Source organism: Arthrobacter sp. Y3221087, from assembly GCF_059089905.1.
This window is the reverse complement of record NZ_JBNHFE010000002.1, coordinates 1-18,109: the sequence shown is the minus strand read 5'-3', so window position 1 is coordinate 18,109 and position 18,109 is coordinate 1. Positions and strand designations below refer to the sequence as shown.

General features: G+C 66.7%; 20 protein-coding genes. 12 read left to right on the top strand and 8 right to left on the bottom strand.

Features of this window, described 5'->3' with window-relative positions; translation table 11 throughout:
• Positions 1 to 32: 32 nt before the first annotated feature.
• Positions 33 to 236 (bottom strand): cold-shock protein, encoded by a 204-nt coding sequence (locus AC5RUO_RS09830; protein WP_009372930.1) that lies wholly within the window; start codon positions 234 to 236, stop codon positions 33 to 35.
• 283 nt (positions 237 to 519) lie between these two features.
• On the opposite strand from AC5RUO_RS09830, the gene AC5RUO_RS09825 reads away from it, so the two are divergent.
• Positions 520 to 906, top strand: a complete 387-nt coding sequence (locus AC5RUO_RS09825; protein WP_494103417.1) for a TfoX/Sxy family protein — start codon at positions 520 to 522, stop codon at positions 904 to 906.
• A 58-nt stretch (positions 907 to 964) separates the two neighbouring features.
• On the top strand, positions 965 to 1,768 hold the full coding sequence (locus AC5RUO_RS09820; RefSeq protein WP_494103416.1) for an alpha/beta fold hydrolase: 804 nt from the start codon (positions 965 to 967) through the stop codon (positions 1,766 to 1,768).
• A 20-nt stretch (positions 1,769 to 1,788) separates the two neighbouring features.
• Here AC5RUO_RS09820 and AC5RUO_RS09815 read toward each other — a convergent pair whose 3' ends face one another.
• Together AC5RUO_RS09815 and AC5RUO_RS09810 are read right to left on the bottom strand one after the other, a co-directional pair.
• Positions 1,789 to 2,475: a hypothetical protein gene (locus AC5RUO_RS09815; protein WP_494103415.1), complete on the bottom strand. Its 687-nt coding sequence runs from the start codon at positions 2,473 to 2,475 to the stop codon at positions 1,789 to 1,791.
• Between the two features lie 140 nt (positions 2,476 to 2,615).
• Positions 2,616 to 3,269, bottom strand: coding sequence for a class I SAM-dependent methyltransferase (locus AC5RUO_RS09810; RefSeq protein WP_494103414.1), 654 nt, complete (start codon positions 3,267 to 3,269; stop codon positions 2,616 to 2,618).
• Positions 3,270 to 3,517: 248 nt separating this feature from the next.
• On the opposite strand from AC5RUO_RS09810, the gene AC5RUO_RS09805 reads away from it, so the two are divergent.
• The 3 genes from AC5RUO_RS09805 (at position 3,518) to AC5RUO_RS09795 (ending at position 6,764) form a co-directional block, all read left to right on the top strand.
• Positions 3,518 to 5,059: an alanine/glycine:cation symporter family protein gene (locus AC5RUO_RS09805; protein ID WP_494103413.1), complete on the top strand. Its 1,542-nt coding sequence runs from the start codon at positions 3,518 to 3,520 to the stop codon at positions 5,057 to 5,059.
• A gap of 146 nt (positions 5,060 to 5,205) precedes the next feature.
• Entirely contained in the window at positions 5,206 to 5,988 is a 783-nt protein-coding gene (locus AC5RUO_RS09800) for a GntR family transcriptional regulator (protein ID WP_494103412.1), read from the top strand.
• 8 nt (positions 5,989 to 5,996) lie between these two features.
• Complete coding sequence (locus AC5RUO_RS09795; protein ID WP_494103411.1) at positions 5,997 to 6,764, top strand: VldE C-terminal domain-containing protein; 768 nt, start codon at positions 5,997 to 5,999, stop codon at positions 6,762 to 6,764.
• A 34-nt stretch (positions 6,765 to 6,798) separates the two neighbouring features.
• Here the strand turns inward: AC5RUO_RS09795 and AC5RUO_RS09790 are convergent, their stop codons facing one another.
• On the bottom strand, positions 6,799 to 7,806 hold the full coding sequence (locus AC5RUO_RS09790) for a nucleoside hydrolase (protein ID WP_494103410.1): 1,008 nt from the start codon (positions 7,804 to 7,806) through the stop codon (positions 6,799 to 6,801).
• Positions 7,807 to 7,840: 34 nt separating this feature from the next.
• On the bottom strand, positions 7,841 to 9,283 hold the full coding sequence (locus AC5RUO_RS09785) for an MFS transporter (RefSeq protein ID WP_494012202.1): 1,443 nt from the start codon (positions 9,281 to 9,283) through the stop codon (positions 7,841 to 7,843).
• A 151-nt stretch (positions 9,284 to 9,434) separates the two neighbouring features.
• Here AC5RUO_RS09785 and AC5RUO_RS09780 point away from each other — a divergent pair, with 151 nt between their 5' ends.
• From AC5RUO_RS09780 to AC5RUO_RS09755, 6 genes are all read left to right on the top strand, one after another.
• Positions 9,435 to 10,304, top strand: coding sequence for a ribokinase (locus AC5RUO_RS09780; protein WP_494012203.1), 870 nt, complete (start codon positions 9,435 to 9,437; stop codon positions 10,302 to 10,304).
• Positions 10,301 to 10,795, top strand: coding sequence for a GNAT family N-acetyltransferase (locus tag AC5RUO_RS09775; protein WP_494103409.1), 495 nt, complete (start codon positions 10,301 to 10,303; stop codon positions 10,793 to 10,795). The genes AC5RUO_RS09780 and AC5RUO_RS09775 overlap by 4 nt, the downstream gene beginning before the upstream one ends.
• Before the next feature lie 79 nt (positions 10,796 to 10,874).
• A complete protein-coding gene (locus tag AC5RUO_RS09770) occupies positions 10,875 to 11,249 on the top strand; it encodes a hypothetical protein (RefSeq protein ID WP_494103408.1) in 375 nt (124 codons plus the stop codon).
• A gap of 338 nt (positions 11,250 to 11,587) precedes the next feature.
• Positions 11,588 to 11,965: an excalibur calcium-binding domain-containing protein gene (locus AC5RUO_RS09765; RefSeq protein ID WP_494103407.1), complete on the top strand. Its 378-nt coding sequence runs from the start codon at positions 11,588 to 11,590 to the stop codon at positions 11,963 to 11,965.
• Between the two features lie 21 nt (positions 11,966 to 11,986).
• Positions 11,987 to 12,601 carry a sortase domain-containing protein gene (locus AC5RUO_RS09760; protein WP_494103406.1) on the top strand — a complete coding sequence of 205 codons (615 nt, stop codon included), beginning with the start codon at positions 11,987 to 11,989 and terminating at the stop codon, positions 12,599 to 12,601.
• A 205-nt stretch (positions 12,602 to 12,806) separates the two neighbouring features.
• Positions 12,807 to 14,396, top strand: a complete 1,590-nt coding sequence (locus tag AC5RUO_RS09755; protein ID WP_494103405.1) for an alkaline phosphatase D family protein — start codon at positions 12,807 to 12,809, stop codon at positions 14,394 to 14,396.
• Positions 14,397 to 14,459: 63 nt separating this feature from the next.
• Here the strand turns inward: AC5RUO_RS09755 and AC5RUO_RS09750 are convergent, their stop codons facing one another.
• From AC5RUO_RS09750 to AC5RUO_RS09740, 3 genes are all read right to left on the bottom strand, one after another.
• Entirely contained in the window at positions 14,460 to 15,467 is a 1,008-nt protein-coding gene (locus AC5RUO_RS09750; RefSeq protein WP_494103404.1) for a metallophosphoesterase family protein, read from the bottom strand.
• 232 nt (positions 15,468 to 15,699) lie between these two features.
• Positions 15,700 to 16,026 (bottom strand): type II toxin-antitoxin system PemK/MazF family toxin, encoded by a 327-nt coding sequence (locus AC5RUO_RS09745; protein WP_494103403.1) that lies wholly within the window; start codon positions 16,024 to 16,026, stop codon positions 15,700 to 15,702.
• The gene (locus AC5RUO_RS09740; RefSeq protein WP_494103402.1) at positions 16,023 to 16,226 is read right to left on the bottom strand and encodes an antitoxin MazE-like protein; all 204 of its coding nucleotides are present in this window, start codon (positions 16,224 to 16,226) and stop codon (positions 16,023 to 16,025) included. The genes AC5RUO_RS09745 and AC5RUO_RS09740 overlap by 4 nt, the downstream gene beginning before the upstream one ends.
• Positions 16,227 to 16,578: 352 nt before the next feature.
• Here AC5RUO_RS09740 and AC5RUO_RS09735 point away from each other — a divergent pair.
• Positions 16,579 to 18,109: S8 family serine peptidase (locus AC5RUO_RS09735; RefSeq protein WP_494103401.1), on the top strand; the 1,531-nt coding region annotated here is incomplete at its 3' end.

The window sequence follows — 18,109 nt, the reverse complement described above, 5'->3', positions numbered from 1 at the left end:
AAGAAACCTAACGGTCCCGGAACTCTAAGTGATTAGAGAGCCTGGATGTTGGTGGCCTGGGGACCCTTGGGGCCCTGCTCGGTGTCGAAGGAAACCTTCTGGTTCTCTTCGAGGGAGCGGAAACCGTTGGAGTTGATCGCGGAGTAGTGCGCGAAAACGTCCTGCGAGGAGTCGTCCGGGGAGATGAAGCCGAAGCCCTTTTCAGCGTTAAACCATTTGACGGTGCCAGTAGCCATTATTTTTGTCCTTCGTGAAGGTGGAGGGAACGTCCCGACTTTCGGGCCCTCCGGTGTGGGGTGTTCAAAAACCGCTACTTCAGAAGAACACGGACTTTCGACCGCGCGTACTGCCTGAACTACCAACTGCATAAACACAACAACAGGCTCAACACTACAGGACTTTTCAGATTTGCCTAGCCGGGTAGGTCACAGGGCACCGGCAGGGCCCCTCGACCAGCCCGGCGAATGGGCATAGTCTGCACTCACATCGAGCAGCACTCTTTGAACGGGGGAACCAGCCATGGAGATGCCCAAGGCAAGCGAGGAAGCCAAGGAACGCTTCCGGTCAGTGGTGCCGGACCAGCCCGGCGTCGTCGTGAAGCCGATGTTCGGCAACCTGGGCGCGTTCGTCAACGGCAACATGTTCGCCGGACTCTTCGGCCCCACCATCGGCGTCAAGCTCTCGGACGAGGACCGGGTGATGCTGGAATCCTCTGAGCGCACGGTCCCGTTCGGCCCGGCCGACCGCCCCATGGCCGGCTACTCCGGTCTCCCCGAGGTGTGGAACGAGGAGGGCGACGGCGACGACGCCCGGGCCAAGGCCTGGGTCACCAAGGCCTACGAATTCGTGTCGACGCTCCCGGCGAAAGAACCGAAGGCCAGGGCGCCGAAAAGCGTCAAAAAGTAGCGGCAGCCTGCTGCTGAAACCCCCTTGTTTACCGCCGGTTGCGGCGTAGGGTTTTCCCATGCAACCGATTCGGGCCATCCTGCTACCCGGTGCCGTCCTGCCCGCAGACCTCGCCTACACCGCCCTGGTTGAGGCCCTCGGGCCCGGTGTCCAGGCGGTCGCCAAAGACCTCGAGCTCTACAAGGACGACCAACCTTCCGCGGACTGGACCCTGGACACGGAGGTCGACGGCGTCCTGCGCGAGGCTGATGCGCGGGGCTGGGACACGTTCCATCTGGCGGGCTACTCAGGTGGCGGCTCCGTGGCGCTGGCGTTGGCCGCCACACACCCCGACAGGCTGCAGAGCCTGGCGCTGCTCGAGCCGGCCTGGGCGGGAAACTGGGACTGGAGCCCGGCCTACGCAGAGCACCGGAAGGGGTACAAGCAACTGGAAGCCCTCCCTCCTGGGGAGTTCCTGCCCGCCTTCATGCGGCTCGGGGTGAGGCCCGACGTCGTCCTTCCGCCGCCGGAGCCCGGTCCCCCGCCGCCGTGGATGGCCAAGCGGCCGGCAGGCATCAAGGCGTTCCTCAGGACCTTCGAAGACTACAACCTGGACAGGTCCCGGCTGGCCGCCTTCAGCCATCCGGTGTTCTTTGCCCTTGGCGGCCTGAGCCATCCGGACGACTACGGTGACGTTGCAGCAAGGCTTGCCAGGGTCTTCTTCCCGGACTTCCACCTGGAAGTGTTCCCCCGGCGCCACCACTTCGACCCCCCGCACCGCATCGAACCCCAGCGGCTCGCCGAAGGGCTCCGGCGGCATTGGGAGTTGGCCGAGGCGGAATCCGGCGGACGGCACGTGGCCGAGGAATCGAGGACGGCCTAAAACCGCTGCCGGGCGCCGGGTCAGCCGGCGCTGGGTCCCTGGATGTTGTGCTGCCTGTCGTGACGGGCGAAGTAGGCGTATACCATCAGGGCGATCCCGGCGAGGATCATGACCGCCGGAACGGCAAAGTCCAGGGGAATGAGCTGTGCCATGGACTGCAGCGCGAAAATCACTCCCAGCACTGCAAGCACGGCAGCGGGAATCAGGGGCCACTTCATGCGTTCTGTGTGGTCAGCAGTCCGGACCGGGACGAGGGACAGGGAACCGAAAGTGGTCGCCAGCCCCAGGAACAGGACAGCCGCGACAGGCGTGCCCTGCAGCTGCTGCGGGAGCGTCACGATCAGTGCCAGTGTCAGCATCACGCCGCACGGGATCAGCGCCCACCAATTGGCGCGCTCCCGAAGGTAGACCGCCGCGAACCCTGCACCCATGAAGAGGAACAGGAAGGCTCCGGCCGCACCGTTCCCGGTGAACTGTGTGGCGGCGGCTACGGCCGCCAGGCCCAGGAATACCGAGCCGGGGATGGCCGCCCACCAGTTCTCCCGGCGCCGGGCGAACAGGGACAGGAACAACACCCCGGCGCCGGCGAAAACCAGCGGCGCCAGGACGGCCGCGCTCTCCACCACGCCCAGCCGGTCCAGCAGCCACAGCACACCCACCACCATCAAAACGAGGCCGCCGATGATGCTTGTGTTTGCCGATTTCACCGTGTGCCTCCCGGAGTCCGGCAGGGCGGCCGTGCGCCGCTCTGCTTCTCTCAGGCTAGGGGCGGCGCCGGAACCTGAAGTAGGGTCCAAAGCCCCCGTCTTCTCCAATCGGGTGCAGCTGACCACGCGACGCGCAAGCGTCAGTCGGGAGGCCCAGGGCTCGTGGCCGTGCCCAGGATGTGGGTCAGGGGCGGGTTCAGCTGCTGCACCACAAACCTGAAGCGCTCGTTGTCCTGGAGCGTGAAGCCTGCTGCACTGATCGCCGCGAGCGTGTCCCGGTTGAGGTGGCAGCCGCCCATGAAATGCCGCCATACCGGCGTGATCAGGTCTTCAACTGCAGCAAGGAGCGGGCGGTCTGAACGGACATGTTCGTAGTAGGCCAGGGTTCCGCCGGGCCGCAGGACGCGCCGGATTTCCGCGAGGACGGCGGCCTGGTCCTCAACGCTGCACAGAACAAGGCTCGTTGCCACGGCGTCGGCGCTTCCGCTACGGGCCGGGATGTGCTCCGCAGCCGCGGAGACCACAGTCACGGGGACGCCGGCAGTGGCGGCCCGTTCCACGGCCAGGTTCCGCAGGTAGTCGTTGGGTTCCAGCGCCAGGACATGGGTGACAGCGGGCGGGTACAGCGCAAAGGAGGATCCGGTCCCGGCACCGATCTCAATGACTGAACCGTGCAGGCCGGCCAACATGCGCCGGCGGTGCTCGGTTGCCCCGCGCCGGTCCATCTCCTCCACCCCCCGTGCGAAGGCGCGGGCAAAGAGCGGGTGCTGAAGGCGCTCCGTTCCACGTTCCACCGCCACTCCTTTCCGGCTTGCCCCCATTATTCGCCTCGCACGGGTCATGCGGCAGGCATTTAAGCCCGCTAACGACAGCGACGCAGCCGCTCAGAGGACGGGCAACCCCTTGCCGCAGGGCCAAATGGACTCCCCCGCCACTTTGTGAGATGCTTCACAGGTTTTGTGTGGTGCGCGCCACGACATCCACGGCGGCGCAAAGGCACCACCCGCATCAGCCACGCTCTTCATGGAGGGAACCCACACTTATGAGCGATGCCTTATCAAACATCAATAACGTGATCTGGAGTGACTGGCTCGTCTATCTCTGCCTCGCCACCGGAGTCTACTTCTCCGTCCGGACACGCTTCCTTCAGGTCCGCCACGTCAAGGGCATGTTCCAGCAGCTGGTTCACGGCGAGAAGTCCGCCTCGGGCGTTTCCTCGTTCCAGGCCCTGGCCATGTCCCTGTCCGGCCGCGTCGGCACCGGCAACGTCGCCGGCGTCGCCACCGCCATCGCCTTCGGCGGGCCGGGCGCCCTGTTCTGGATGTGGACTGTCGCCTTCCTGGGCGCGTCCACGTCGTTCGTCGAATCGACGCTCGGCCAGATGTACAAGACCCGCGACCCGCTGACCGGCGAGTACCGCGGCGGCCCGGCCTACTACTTCTCCCGCGCCTTCGCCCACACCAAGGGCGCCGGCTTCTTCAAGGTCTACGGCTACGTCTTCGCGGCCGTGACAGTCCTTGCCTGCGGCGTTCTGATGCCGGGTGTCCAGACCAACTCCATGGCCACCGCGATCAGCGGCGCCTGGACCATCCCGTCCTGGGCCGTGGCCGTCGGCTCCGTCATCCTCCTGGCACTCGTCGTCATGGGCGGCGTAAAGCGCATCGCCAGCGTTGCTGCATTCGTGGTGCCGTTCATGGCCGCCGGCTACATCCTCCTCGCCCTGATCGTCGTCTTCATCAACGCCGCCCAGCTGCCGGAGATCCTCTCGCTGGTGTTCCGCAGCGCCTTCGGCATGGACTCGGCCCTCGGCGCCATCATCGGCTTGGCCGTGATGTGGGGCGTCAAGCGTGGCGTCTACTCGAACGAGGCCGGCCAGGGCACGGGCCCGCACGCCGCCGCTGCCGCCGAGGTCTCGCACCCGGCAAAGCAGGGCCTGGTCCAGGCCTTCGCCGTCTACATCGACACGCTGTTTGTGTGCTCGGCCACCGGCTTCCTGATCCTCTCCACCGGCGCCTACCGCATCTTCTCCGGCGGCAGCGAAGACGGCGAGATCCTCGCCGAGGGCGGACTGCTGTCGGCGAGTGCCGTCGTCGGGCCGCAGTATGTCCAGGCCGGATTCGACTCCGTCTTCCCCGGCGTCGGTGCGGCGTTCATCGCCATCACGCTGGTCTTCTTCTGCCTGACCACCGTCATCGCCTACTACTACATGGCCGAGACCAACCTGCGCTTCCTCCTGGGTAACTCCTCGGCCAAGATGATTCCCGGCCTGCGGACCAGCCTGGGCCGCGCGACCACCATTTCGCTGCAGGTGGCCATCCTCGTCGCCGCTGCCTACGGCTGCGTGAACACGGCCGCCGACGCGTGGGTGATGGGCGATATCGGCGTCGGGCTTATGGCCTGGCTGAACATCGTGGGCATCCTGGTCCTGCAGAAGCCAGCCTTCAAGGCGCTGAAGGACTTCGAGCGGCAGCAGAAGCTGGGCCTCGACCCCGTCTTCGACCCGCGGCCCCTCGGCATCACCGGGGCGACCTTCTGGGAGTCCTACAAGCCGGCGGAGCGCGAGAAGGAATCGGCGCGCAGCTAGACCGCAGCTGGTATGGGTAAGGCCGTGTGCCGCGCGAACCGCGCGGCACACGGCCTTACTGCTTTTAGCGTCGGCGGCTTGTCCAACAAACGCGTAGCACTTGTTAGGCTGGAATCCCCCGAATCCACCTGAAAAGCGAGGCAGACGTGCATCAGGACGCCGCCCGGTTCCTGTCCCAGCCGGTGGCCGCCCAATCGGGCTCGCCGCTCCGTGTTGCCGTGTACTCGCGCATCGCCGAAGCGATCCGCAACGGCCTCCTCACGCCCGGCTCCATGATCCCCACCGAAACCGAACTCGGCGCCGACATGAAGGTCAGCCGCACGGTTGTCCGCGAAGCCCTCATGCTGCTTGAGGAGGACGGGCTGATCAGGGCGCGGCGCGGCGTCGGGCGGTTCGTCTCGGACACCCTCCCCCGCATTGGCATCGAACGCATCCAGCCCTTTGAGGACGTCCTCGGCTCCCCCGGCCAGCGGGTGGAGGTCAAACGCACCCAGGTAGTGCGGCAGGCCGCCTCCGAATTCGTCGCCCCCGGCATCGGCGTCGAGCCTGGCACTGAATGCTGGCTCTGGGAGTCCATCCTGATCCGCGACGGCGAAGCCATCGCGCACCTGCAGGAAAACGTGACCGCCCAGCCGATCAACTTCGGTAAGAGCCCCGCCGCGCCCCTGGAGATTAACGACGACGGCGCCGCCACCCTGCTTTCCACGCTCAACAACCAGCTGGGCAGGTTAGCCGGGCCGGGCGAGTGCCAGATCAGCCTGAGCCAGGTAGGGCCGAGCCGGGCAAAGCTGCTGGACCTGCGCCCATCGGACCCGGTACTGGTCCTCACCCAGTACGTCCGCCACAACAACCGGCCCTTCTACCTCGCCAAGTGCCTGGTCTCCGCCCGGGCCGGGCACCTTTCCGTGATGCAGCAGTTCCAGTCCTAAGGCTGCCGATGACTGGCAACAAAACCGATCGGCGCCAGCACGGTGCGCGTCAGCTGCTCTTGAGCGTTTTCCTGCTCGTAGGGCTCGCAACAGTGCTGGCATTCTTCGGCCCCGGCGTACTCAGTGCATTGCGCACCGAGGACGGCTCCCTGCTCTGGCGGCCGGAGTGCGTGGTCGAAACCCCGGAGGGGGAAGTGGGGCTGAGCCGGGACCAAGCGAAGCTGGCCACAACAGCGGTGGCACTCCAGGCCCGCGGAGTTGCAGCGCCGGACACCTCCGGCATCGGCGCGGCGGTGCTGCAGCAGCTGGCCGGCGGTCCTTCCGGCGGCGCCGGCCCTTCACTGGCCTGCCGGGGCTCGGCCGCCAGGGACCTGCCGGTAGAAGACATCGGTGCCATCGGCCTGACACCGCGCGCCGAGCAGTTGCGCGCAGCAATGACCGAGGTATTCGGCAACCAAAGCCTGGGCGGGTTCGCCCCGGGCGGCGTTGATCAGGGCCACGGGGCGGACTCCACGCACTACGACGGGCGGGCCATCGATATCTTCTTCCGCCCCGTGACTGAGGAGAACCGCCGCCAGGGGTGGATACTGGCTCACTGGCTCGTCGCCCACGCCGAGGACCTGTACATCCAGTACGTTATCTTCGACGACCGGTTTTGGAGCGCACAGAGTTCCCGGGCGCAATGGCGGGACTACGACGCACCTGAACCGGGCAACGAGGTCCTTCGCCACCTCGACCATGTGCATGTGGACGTACTGGGCGGAAGTCCCGGCTAAGGGAGCTTGCCCTTCCCTCCACATCAATCGAGGTTTAGACCGGCTCAACCACCAGGGATCCGGCAGGCTCGACCACCCGAGTCTCGAAGTGCCCAAACAACGTGTCCACCAGGTGCGGCGCGAAGTCCTCCTCCAGCGACAGCACCACGCGGCACCTCGCTCCCGTCACTGACGGGTAGCCGGCATACAGCCCGCGCATGTCGCAGACCGTCTGCCCGCGGGAGGGCCCGGAGGAGGTGTCGACGGCGGCACGCACCACCGGGGCCACCGCCGCCTGCACCGCACCGACGGCGAGCGCCGCGGCCAGCGGATCATGCATCGCGGAGCAGGGCCGGCCGTAGATGCCCTCGTAGAAGCGGAAGTAGTAGCCCAGCATCTCCCCCAGCGCCCGCGGCACTGGAGCGGAGGACGCCAGCAATTCCTGCCGGTGGTGCTCCTCCAGGACGGAGGCCATGGTCACGTCCAGCGGCACCAGGGTGATGTCCCAGTCGGCGGCGAGTACCAGGGCGGCGGCCTCGGGGTCGTTGTGGATATTGGCCTCGGCCACGGAGGTGATGTTGCCGGGGGCCAACGCGGCCCCGCCCATCACCGTCACGGAGTGGACCAGCGAAGGCAGCCCGGGCTCCAGCCGCAGGGCCTCGGCAATGTTGGTCAGCGGCCCGATGGCAAGCACCCGCAGCGTCCCGGGATAGGTCCGCGCCAGCCGCACCAGCATCTCCGCCGCGGACTCGGAAGCCAGCGGAGCCGGAGAGGCTGCCAGCGACACCTCTCCGATGCCGTTCTCCCCGTGCACCCACGGCGCCCCTCCCCCGAAGGAACCGGCCAGCGGATCGTGGGCGCCCAAAGCAACGGGAATGTCCGCGGCGCCGGCGAGCTGGAGCAGGTCAAGGGTGTTCCGGGCCCCGACGGCGGCACTGACGTTGCCGCTGACGGCCCCGATCCCCACCAGGTCGGCGGCGGGGGCGGCGAGCAGGTAAGCCAGGGCGAGGGCGTCGTCGATCCCGGTGTCGCAGTCCAGGTAGAACGGGAAGGTGGCAGTCATGGGTCTTCTTTCAGGTTCGGTGAAGGGAACGGGGTCAGACGGTCTCGCCCTTGGGGGCGGCGACGAAGAGGCTGACGATGAACGCGGCGGCGGTGATGCCCACCGAGATCCAAAGGGCGGTGGCGTACCCGGCGGACGTGGACAGGGCGGCGAAGGGTGCCACCAGCACGACGCCGAGGCTCGCGCCGATGCCGAAGGAGGCACCGTTGATGCCGGGCAGCGCGGCCGGGGCCTCCTTGGGCGAGAGCAGCACGGAGAGCCCGTTAATGGCGGTGAGGAAGAAACCGTTGTAGAAGATGCCCAGGGCCGCGATGGCCACCAGCACCGCCACCTGGCTCTCGGAGAAGGCGGCCGCGGCGATGGCGCAGGCCAGGCTCAGCCCGGTTCCGGCGCGCAGGGTTTTGATCCAGCCGCGGCGGTCGGCCAGCCAGCCGGCGAGCGGTGCGGCGAACACGCCGATCAGCGCGGCGGGGGTGAGGAACAGCAACGCCGAGACGGACGCCGAAAGCCCGAAGCCGCCGTCGGAATCCTGGCTGAGCAGCACCACTGTGAAGTTGATGATCGCGAAGATGCCCGCGAGCGTGAGGACGGTGGTAGCGATGACCGGCCACACCTGGCGGGAGCGCAGGTGGTGGACGGCGATAAGCGGGTGGCTGCGGCGCTTTTCGATGAACCAGAACGCGGCGAAGGAGGCGATGGTGGCGGCCAGCAGCGCCAGCGTGCCGGGCGCGGTCCAGCCCGCGGCGGATCCGCCGGAGACGAAGTACGTGATGAACACGAGGAACAGCGAGAGCGAGCCGGCGCCCCACCAGTCCATGGCGCCGCGGACGCCGCTCGGACGCCCGGCCGGAACCATGCGGATGATGCAGGCGGCAGCGATGGCGGTCAGGACCAGGACGACGACGAAGATGGACCGGAAGCCGAGCGTCTCGGCCATGAGGCCGCCGACGTAGCCGTCTACGCCGCCCACTCCCCCGTTGATGGCGGCGATGATGCCCACCGAGGTCCCGAACACCTTTGCCTGCAGGTTCTCGCTGAGGACGATGTAGGCCAGGGCGAAGACCGCGCTGGAGACGCCCTGCAGAAAACGGCCGGTGATGAGCAGTTCCAGCGTGGGCGCGGTGATGCAGAGAATTGTGCCGGCGCCCATGATGCCGAGAACCAGCAGCAGGGCGGCGCGGCGGCCGATGAAGTCGCTCCACCGGCCGATCACGGGCCCGGCGATGGCGCCGGCCAGGAAGAACATGGATTGGACGGGGGCGGCGGCGTCGGCTCCCTGGCCGAAGCTCGCGGCGATCTGCGGCAGCGCGGGGGTGACCATGCTGGCGTTGAGCTGGAAGGACAGCACGCCAAGCAGCAGGGTGGAGATCAGCAGGGCGGCGCGGCGGCCGGAGAACTTGGCGTCGCCGTCGGGAAGGACGACGGCGGATGCGGCGTCCGCTGGAGGTGCGGCGGCCGCCGGGGCTGGGGTGTTCACATCAAACTCCTTTGTTCGAGCAGGCGTTCTTGCATTTCTTTCGGCAAGATTCGAGTTGTTATACAACCATGTATGACCAACAAGTACAACCCATGCCGTACACTGAATTTTGTTCCTGCCGCTTCCGGCACCCCTCCGAAAGAGACTTTCCATGAGCAATCGACTTCCTGCCGTCACCGTGGTCGGCAGCATCAACCTGGACCTGATCGCCACCGCCGAGCGGCTTCCCACCGCCGGTGAAACCATCGGCGGCGGCGTGCTGTCCGAGCAGCCTGGCGGCAAGGGCGCCAACCAGGCCGCGGCCGCTGCGCGGCTGGGCGGGAGGGCGCGCATGGTCGGCGCGGTGGGCAAGGACGCGCAGGGCCAGCGGATGCTGGACGCCCTCGCGGGTGCCGGCGTCGACACCGCTGACGTGGCGGTCCTGCCCGCGGCGACCGGCACCGCGCTGATCGTGGTGGACCGCGAGGGCGAGAACCAGATTGTGGTGTGCCCGGGCGCCAACTCGCACCTCTCGGTGTACGGCGCGGAGTTCGGCCCGGACGAGACAGTGCTGTGCCAGTTGGAGGTGGGCCTGCCCGTGGTGCAGGAGGCGGCCCGCAAGGCGCAGGGTGTCTTTGTGCTGAACGCGGCACCGGCCATGGACCTGCCGGCGGAACTGCTGGAGCGCTGCGACCTGGTAATCGTCAACGAGAGCGAGTACGCCCTGATTCCCGCCCTCGCTGATGCGAAGCTCGTGGCGGTGACGTACGGCGGTGAGGGGTCCGCCATGTTCGAGCGCGGGCGCAAGGTTGCCGAGGCTCCGGCCGCCGCCGCGACCGTGGTGAACACCGTTGGTGCGGGCGACGCGTTCTGCGCCGCCCTGGTCCTGGCGCTCGGATCCGGGCTGGACTACGCCGCGGCGCTGTCCGTTGCCAACGCCGTGGGCGCCGATGCCGTGGGCGACCCGTCGTCCCAGCCGGCGTTGGCCCCGCTGGCTTCCTACATGGCGGGGGTTTCGCGGGCGGACGTGGCCGGACAGTGACTCTGACGTTCCGGCCGGCGGCCCCGGCGGATTACGACGACGTCCGGCGGGTCACGCGGGACGCCTACCTTTCCGCCGGGCACTTCGCGGCCGACCACCCGTATATGGGGGTGCTCGAGGACGTGGAACACCGGGCCCAGCACGCCGAGGTGTGGGTGGCCGAGAGGTCCGAGTCGGTGGTTGCGGCGGTGACGCTGACGTTCGCCGGCCAGCCCTACAGTGAGATCGCGGTGGACGGCGAGCTGGAGTTCCGCATGCTCGCCGTGGACCCGGCTCTCCAGGGCGGCGGAGTGGGCCGGGCCGTGGTCCGCCGGGTGATCGAGCACGCCCGGTCGCTGCCTGAGATCGGGGCGATCAGCATCACCAGCGCCACGTTCATGGAGCGCGCCCACGCCCTGTACGAGTCCCTGGGTTTCCGCCGGGCACCGGAGCGCGACTGGTACGTGCCGGGCGAGGACGTTCTGCTGTGGGTGTTCCGGCTGGAGGTCTAAGGCCCGCTGGCTTGAGCCGGGGAAACCCGCGGATTCCCGCCCCAAAGCGAGGGTCCAGAAGATAAAATAGGCCATGGTTGTGCTCTTCTCAGCTATGGGGATCCTGCTTTGGATCGGCCTCCTTCTCGCCGCCTTCGTGGTCTTCGGAGTGATCTGGCTCTTCTGCCAGACCATGCTTTGGCTAACCGGTCTCGTCAGCTCGGCGAGCCGCCCGCAGGCGATTGCCGGCCCGAACCGCAACGTCAGGCCCGCACCCAGGCCGGTTGCTCCCCCACGGAACGCGCCGCCGGCCCGCAAACCTCCGGCGCCAAAATCGCCCGCGCCACAACCGGCCACGCCCGAAGCTACGCCGGACATCATGCCCAAGTGGAACGCGGCGCACCGGCGCTACGTGGACCGGGACCTGGCCGTCTGGCAGGAGCAGTTCGACGCCCTGAACCGCCGCAGGCTGTAAGTGGAAAGCAGATGGACCCGCGGAGGCCAACACCATCCCACCACTGCTATTCGACATGGGTTGCGAAAAACGTCTCTGCATGATTGGCGATGCCCGGCGGGTGCGCCGCGATATAAAAAGCGCTTTACACAATCCACTATTTTTACGCAAATGCGACATTTTATTTCTCAGGCGACCTCCGTCACATTTGAACTTTAACTGCCCCGCATTGATATAACTTGCATGGCAGAAGCCAGATTGAAGCCAGTTTCAACAGGGCCGTGGGGGCGTCGTGTTTTTGCTTCCCCTTCGGCCGTGCATGAGCGGCTTTCCAAGTTATATAGATGATTGGGGATTCAATGAAGAAGAGCACATCAATCTTGGCAGTGGCGGCAGTGGTTGGTCTTTCAGCGCTGACAGCAACCCCGGCCAGTGCCACCGTTGGGGCATACCCGAACTGCAGTGCAGCGGCAGCAGTGGGCGTGTACAACATCCCGGCCGGCAGCCCGGGTTACGGCACACACCTTGACAGTGACAGGGACGGCATCGGATGCGAGAACTCCGCGGCTCCTGCCCAGAGCCAGGCCCAGGTAGCCAGGAAGCCTGTTGGTGCCGCTCCTACTGGCGTACCGCAGGAGACCGAAAATGTCGCAGGGTTCCTTGCGCTTGGAGGTCTTGCAGCGGCTGCCGCCACTGGAACGGTCATCGTTCGCCGCCGGATGGCAAGCCAGGCATAGCGTTCGGACTGACCGATACACATGATTAGGTCAAAAAGCGACCGTCGCAGATGGCACGCTGCGTCTGCGGCGGTCGCTTTGCTACTTCTTACTGGCTGTGCCTCCAGCAGCCCGACGCAGACTGTCGGTGCGCTGGGCACCATCACCACCACGGCACCTGCCTCTTCAGCGCCTGATGCGAAAGCGGCTTCCGTACCGGTATCTCTAGAGATTCCGTCCACCGGCACACAGTCCAAGTTGATTAGCTTGGGCCTCCGGGACGATGGATCCTTAGAGGTTCCGCCCGACGCGCCAGGAGCCCCGGCGGCCTGGTACAACGGTTCCCCAACACCCGGGGACGTCGGACCTGCTGTCCTTTACGGACATGTCAACGCCACTGATGGTGGCCCAGGTGTGTTTGCTGACCTGCGCAGCCTCGGCAGTGGTGACACCATCAAGGTCACCACGCAAAACGGTGAAACCGCCGCATTTGCATTTGACCGTGGTGAACAATACGTGAAAGCAGAATTTCCGACGGAAAAGGTTTACGGGAATACGGAGGGACCTGAACTACGGCTTATCACGTGCGACGGATACGACCCGAAAACGGGCGAATTCGACGACAACTACGTGGTCTACGCCAAGCTTGTTTCATAAAGAACCTTCTTTAGGTGTACGGCAGGCCCCGCGTTGCCTGGGCCTGCTGGACACCCAAAAGCAAGCAGCTTGAACGTTCGGTTAGGCCAGTGGATTCCCGGCCGGAGCTCCATCGCAGAGCCCGGGCTGTCAGTCTTCTCAGCGTTCATTCCCGGTTCACGTCCTTCTCAGAACCTGTCCAACCGGCCTTCCTACGGTCGGAGGCATGGACAACATTTCCCGCAGATCCCTCATTTCCGCCGGCCTTGGGGCAGGCCTAGTCGCCGCCCTGCCAGGTGCCGCCGTCGCGGTTTCCACCGCTGACGACGCCGGCCTCCGCACCGACCCCTTCATGCTCGGCATCGCCTCGGGCGAGCCGTGGCCGGACGGCTTCGTGATCTGGACGCGCCTGGCGCTGGACCCGCTTGCCGAGGACGGCCTGGGCGGGATGCCGTCGCGGCAGGTCCCCGTCGCGTGGGAAGTGGCCGAAGACCGGAACATGCGCAACGTAGTAGCCCGCGGCGTCGAACAGGCCCGGATCGAAACCGCGCACTCGGTCCACGTGGAGCTCAAGGGCCTCAAGCCCGGGCGGGAATACTTCTACCGCTTCCGCAGCGGCCGCCACGTCAGCGAGGTGGGCCGCACCCTCACCAGCCCCGCGCTGCACGAGACGCCCGCCGCGCTGGCCATGGCTTTCGCCAGCTGCTCGCAATACGAGCACGGCTACTTCACCGCCTACACCCGCCTGGCCGAGGACCACCCGGACCTGGTCCTGCACCTCGGCGACTACCTCTACGAGTACAAGAAGGACAGCTACGTGATCGGCGGCGGCAACCCGCGCGACCACCAGGGGCCCGAGACCGTCACGCTGGCCGGCTACCGCCAGCGGCACGCCCAGTACAAGTCCGACGCCGACCTGCAAGCTGCGCATGCTATCGCCCCGTGGCTGGTGGTCTGGGACGACCACGAGGTGGACAACAACTGGGCGGACGAGATCCCGGAAAACACGGACGCGGGCCAGATGAACGACACCACCGAGCGTTTCCGCCAGCGCCGGGCGGCCGCGTTCCAGGCGTACTACGAGAACATGCCGCTGCGCGCCTCCTCCGTGCCGGCCGGGTTCGACATGAAGATCTACCGCACCATCCAGTGGGGCCAGCTGGCCAACTTCCACATGATGGACACCCGGCAGTACCGCGACGACCAGCTCGCCGGCGACGGCTGGAAGAAGAACGTGGCGGAGCGCCTCGCCGAGGACCGCAGCATTACCGGCGCCGAGCAGGAAAAGTGGCTGCTGGACGGGTTCCGGAACTCCACCCAGCGCTGGGACATCCTGGGCCAGCAGGTGTTCTTCGCCGAGCGGGACCGCAACGCCGCCCCCGAGATCGACGACGTCTCCATGGACGGATGGGACGGGTACGCCGCCTCCCGCCGCCGCATCACCCAGGGCTGGATTGATGCGAACGTGCGCAACGCCGTCGTCCTCACCGGCGACGTGCACCGCAACTGGGCCTGCAACCTCAAGGTGGACTACAAGGACCCGGCCTCCCCCGTGGTCGGCTCGGAGCTGGTCTGCACCTCCATCACCTCCACCGGCAACGGAACCGGCTCCACCACGGACCCGGTCATGGCGTGGAACCCGCACCTGAAGTTCTTCAACGACAACCGCGGCTACGTGAACACGAAGATTACCAGGGATGCGATGACCGCGGACTTCCGGGTGCTGGACTACGTGACGACGCCGGGCGCCGCCGTGTCCACGAAGGCCTCCTTCGAGATCCAGGACGGCGTTCCGGGTCTTCAGTCGCGGGGCTAACCTTCCGGACATTACGACGGCGGGGCGCCGGCTTTCCTGCGGCGCCCCGCGGTCGTCGTCCGGCTAGTTGTCGTCCGGCTCCGGTGCCGGACGCGACCCTTCGTCCGTACTCTCGCCGGTTGTCGGGACGAAGTTCCAGTCGAAGGACCCGTCAGTCCGCAGCGTCAGCCGGAGGAACCCGTGGGTGTCGCTGAACCGTTTCTCAATGTACCGCGGGCTGCTGGTGAAGGGCCGGAGTTCGATGCCGCCCGTGGACACCTGGAATGCTGTGATCCCGTCGTCATCACACCGGTCCCTGTTGTTCACGGCACAAGAACGCTCGTAATTGTGCTGCGACCCGGACAGGGTGAGGCGGACCCGGTGCTTCCACATCACATCGATCCAGGGCTTGTGGTCCTCAGCCCGATCATGCGCCTCCGTGTCCGACGTGAAGTACGGCTCGTGATGCACCACGGCCAGGTGCTTGCCATCCTCCTTGGCGGCAGCGAGGTCCCTGTCCAGCCACCTCGTCAGCGCCCGGGCCTCCCGGGGGTTGTACCGCCACTGCCCGGACGGCAGGAAGGCGAAGTGCCAGTTCCCGAATTCCTTCGAATACGCCTTCCCGTTCCCGATGAACCCCAGCTCCTGATTGATGGCAGCCTTCGCCGTGGACCCCGGGCACTGGCCGTTCATGAAGTTGTCCAGGTCCTCGTTCCGGCCGGGTTCCCAGTCATGGTTGGGGCCCGTCACCCAGTACAGCTTGCTCATCGTCCCACCCCACAAAGGGGTCCAGTAGTCCACCAGGTCTTCGCAGTAGCCGGTGTCGTACTGGAAGTCACCGAGCCCCAGGAACGCATCGATCTCGTTGTTCTCCACCAGTTCGGTGATCGCCGCGGCGTTCCGGCCTGACGGGCTCTCCGGGTCCGTGTTCTCCTCACCGTTCATGTCACCCACGGCAGCGATACGGACATCGACCGGTGCGGGGGTCGGCTCCCGGTCGCCGGTACATCCCGAAACGGTGACCGCCAGGAGGGCTGCGAGGGCTGCCGCCGCACTCCGGAAGCCTCTGCCACGAGGAAGTGCTGACCGCATCCGATAACCCTTCGACAGCCGGACCACTTGCCGGCTACGCCGGCACTCTGATCCTCGTAAGCTCCGGTCAGGCTGTCAAGCGTGGGCAAGAATGCGTGACTTTTGTGGCCAAAGCGTTGCTCTCGCCTGAGTTGGCGCGGACCGGGTGGGTAGGCCCGGCGAAAAGTTACGCAAACAGGGCACGACGACGGCAGGAGGCCAGCGTCAGGAGCTCCCCGCCGTTACGCCAAGGTCAGCGGGCCAGGCCGAGAAAGACCGCGAGGGACTGCTCCACGGAAACCATGGTTTCTGAATCGATCCGGCCGATTCGCTGCCCGAGATTGGCGCGGCGGACTGTGGTGAGCTTGTCCACCATGATCTGGCTGATGCGTTCCAGCCCCGTCAGCGGACTGGGGTTTACGGTCAGTCGGAGCAGTGGGGCATCCGTCAGGAACGAGGTCAGCGGGAGGAGTGTCACCGACTCCGACGCGGTAAAAAGGTCGTCCTGGATGATGAGTGCCGGACGCGGCTTCTGTGCATAAGTTCCGCCGGATACGGTCCACAGCTCACCACGGTTCACTCCGGCCAGTCTTCCGAGATCTGTTCGATGAAGTCCTGGTCGTCCCCGGCGCGGTCTGACGCGGCGACCGCCTGCGCCTGGCGCAGCGCCTCGCGCTTGAACTCCTCCGTGCGGGCATCCGGGACCCACATCTGTATCTGCCGGAACCCCCGCTGCTTCATGGCGAGGCGGTGGCGGGCAACGCGATCCCTGACGCTCATATGTCAATGTTACATGTAACGCTTGAGGAAGGGCGGGGAAGAAGGAGTACCTGCGAGAGGGTGAGGGGGAAACCGCTGAAGGTGGGAGGGCCTCGGACTGGACGGCGGTAAAGCGAGCACTCCCGGGTAGTGCCCCGCAGGCCCGCCTTGTTAAGATTGCCGGGTTCACAGCGTTGGTTTTCCTTGGCAGGAGCTTGCGCTGCGGCACAGGCTCCGGGCTCAGCCGGAGCCGCTGGGGGGAATAGACAGTGGGCGTGGCCAGGGGCAAGTTTTTCCTGGCCCGGCCGGGCACAGCCTGCGTAACCATGCGCGCCTGTTCACCCCAGGACGCATCGGTTCTTAGGAGATCCCAATGTCATTCCCTCAGCGATTTGGAAGCTCTCGTGGCGCGGTGCTGGCGGCCGTTGCAGCGGTGGCGCTGGCAGCCCAGCCCGCCGCCGCATCCATCCCGACGGCGGATAAACCTGTGGTGCCGCCGCCTGCAGAAAGCGGCAGGTACCTCGTCAGCTTCAGCAAAGGTGCCGACGTCGCCCAGGAGGCCGCGTCCCTCCGGTCCCAAGGTGTCCAGGTAGGAAAAACGTTCTCCGCAGCGGTCCGGGGAGCTGCCGTAACAGCCACCAAAGCACAGGCAGCTGCCCTGGCCCGCTCGCCCCGCGTGACCGCCGTCGAACCCGATGAGCCGGTCCAGGTCTTTGATACCCAGCAATCGCCCCCGTGGGGCCTGGACAGGGTGGACCAAAGCATTCTTCCGCTCTCCGGCACCTTCACGCCTCCGTCCTCCGGGGCAGGCGTCAATGCGTACGTCATAGATTCCGGTGTCCTCGCCCAGCACCAGGAGTTCGGGGGCCGGGTGGCGGCAGGCTGGACTGCTGTTGAGGACGGCCGGGGCAGCAGCGACTGCAACGGCCACGGCACCCACGTTGCCGGAATTGTCGCCGGCCGGACCTACGGGGTGGCCAAGGCCGCCACCGTCGTCCCGGTCCGGGTTCTGGACTGCAACGGCAACGGCTACATGTCCGATATCGTGGCCGGCCTTGACTGGATCGTGTCCCATCACCGCGCCGGAACCCCCGCTGTTGCCAACCTGAGCCTCGGCGGTCCCGCCAGCACCATGGTGGACTCCGCCGTCCGCGGCGTCATGGCCGATGGCATTACGGCTGCAGTGGCGGCCGGGAACTCGGGCGTGGACGCCTGCACCAGTTCCCCGGCGCGGGTTGCCGAAGCTCTCACGGTCGCAGCGAGCGACTCCTCGGACCGGCAGGCCACCTTCTCGAACCACGGCGGCTGCGTTGACCTGTTTGCGCCCGGCGTCGGCATCACGTCCGCCATCCATTCGTCCACCACCGCCGCGGCAACAGTGAGCGGCACTTCCATGGCAGCCCCCCACGCAGCGGGTGCCGCCGCCGTCATCCTGTCCCGGATTCCCGAGGCCACACCGGCGGAAATGACAGCCGAGCTGTCCTCCACGGCCACCCCCGGCGTCATCAGCAACGCGTCGGCAGGCACTCCAAACCGGCTGCTGAACATCGGCGCGGTGCCTGCCCCGTTCCCGGCCGCACGAGACTACACGGGAGACGGGAAATCGGATTTGCTGGCCCGCCACACCAGCGGCATCCTCTGGATCTATCCCGGCACGGGCACCGGCCACCTCGGCTGGCCCACCAGCGCCGGCGACGGCTGGAACAACATGACCGCCATCAGCGCCGCCGGCGACCTCACCAGCGACGGCAAACCAGACCTCGTCGCCCGCAACACCAACGGCACCCTCCTGATCTACCCCGGCACCGGCACCGGCCACCTCGGCTGGCCCACCAGCGCCGGCGACGGCTGGAACAACATGACCGCCATCAGCGCCGCCGGCGACCTCACCAGCGACGGCAAAC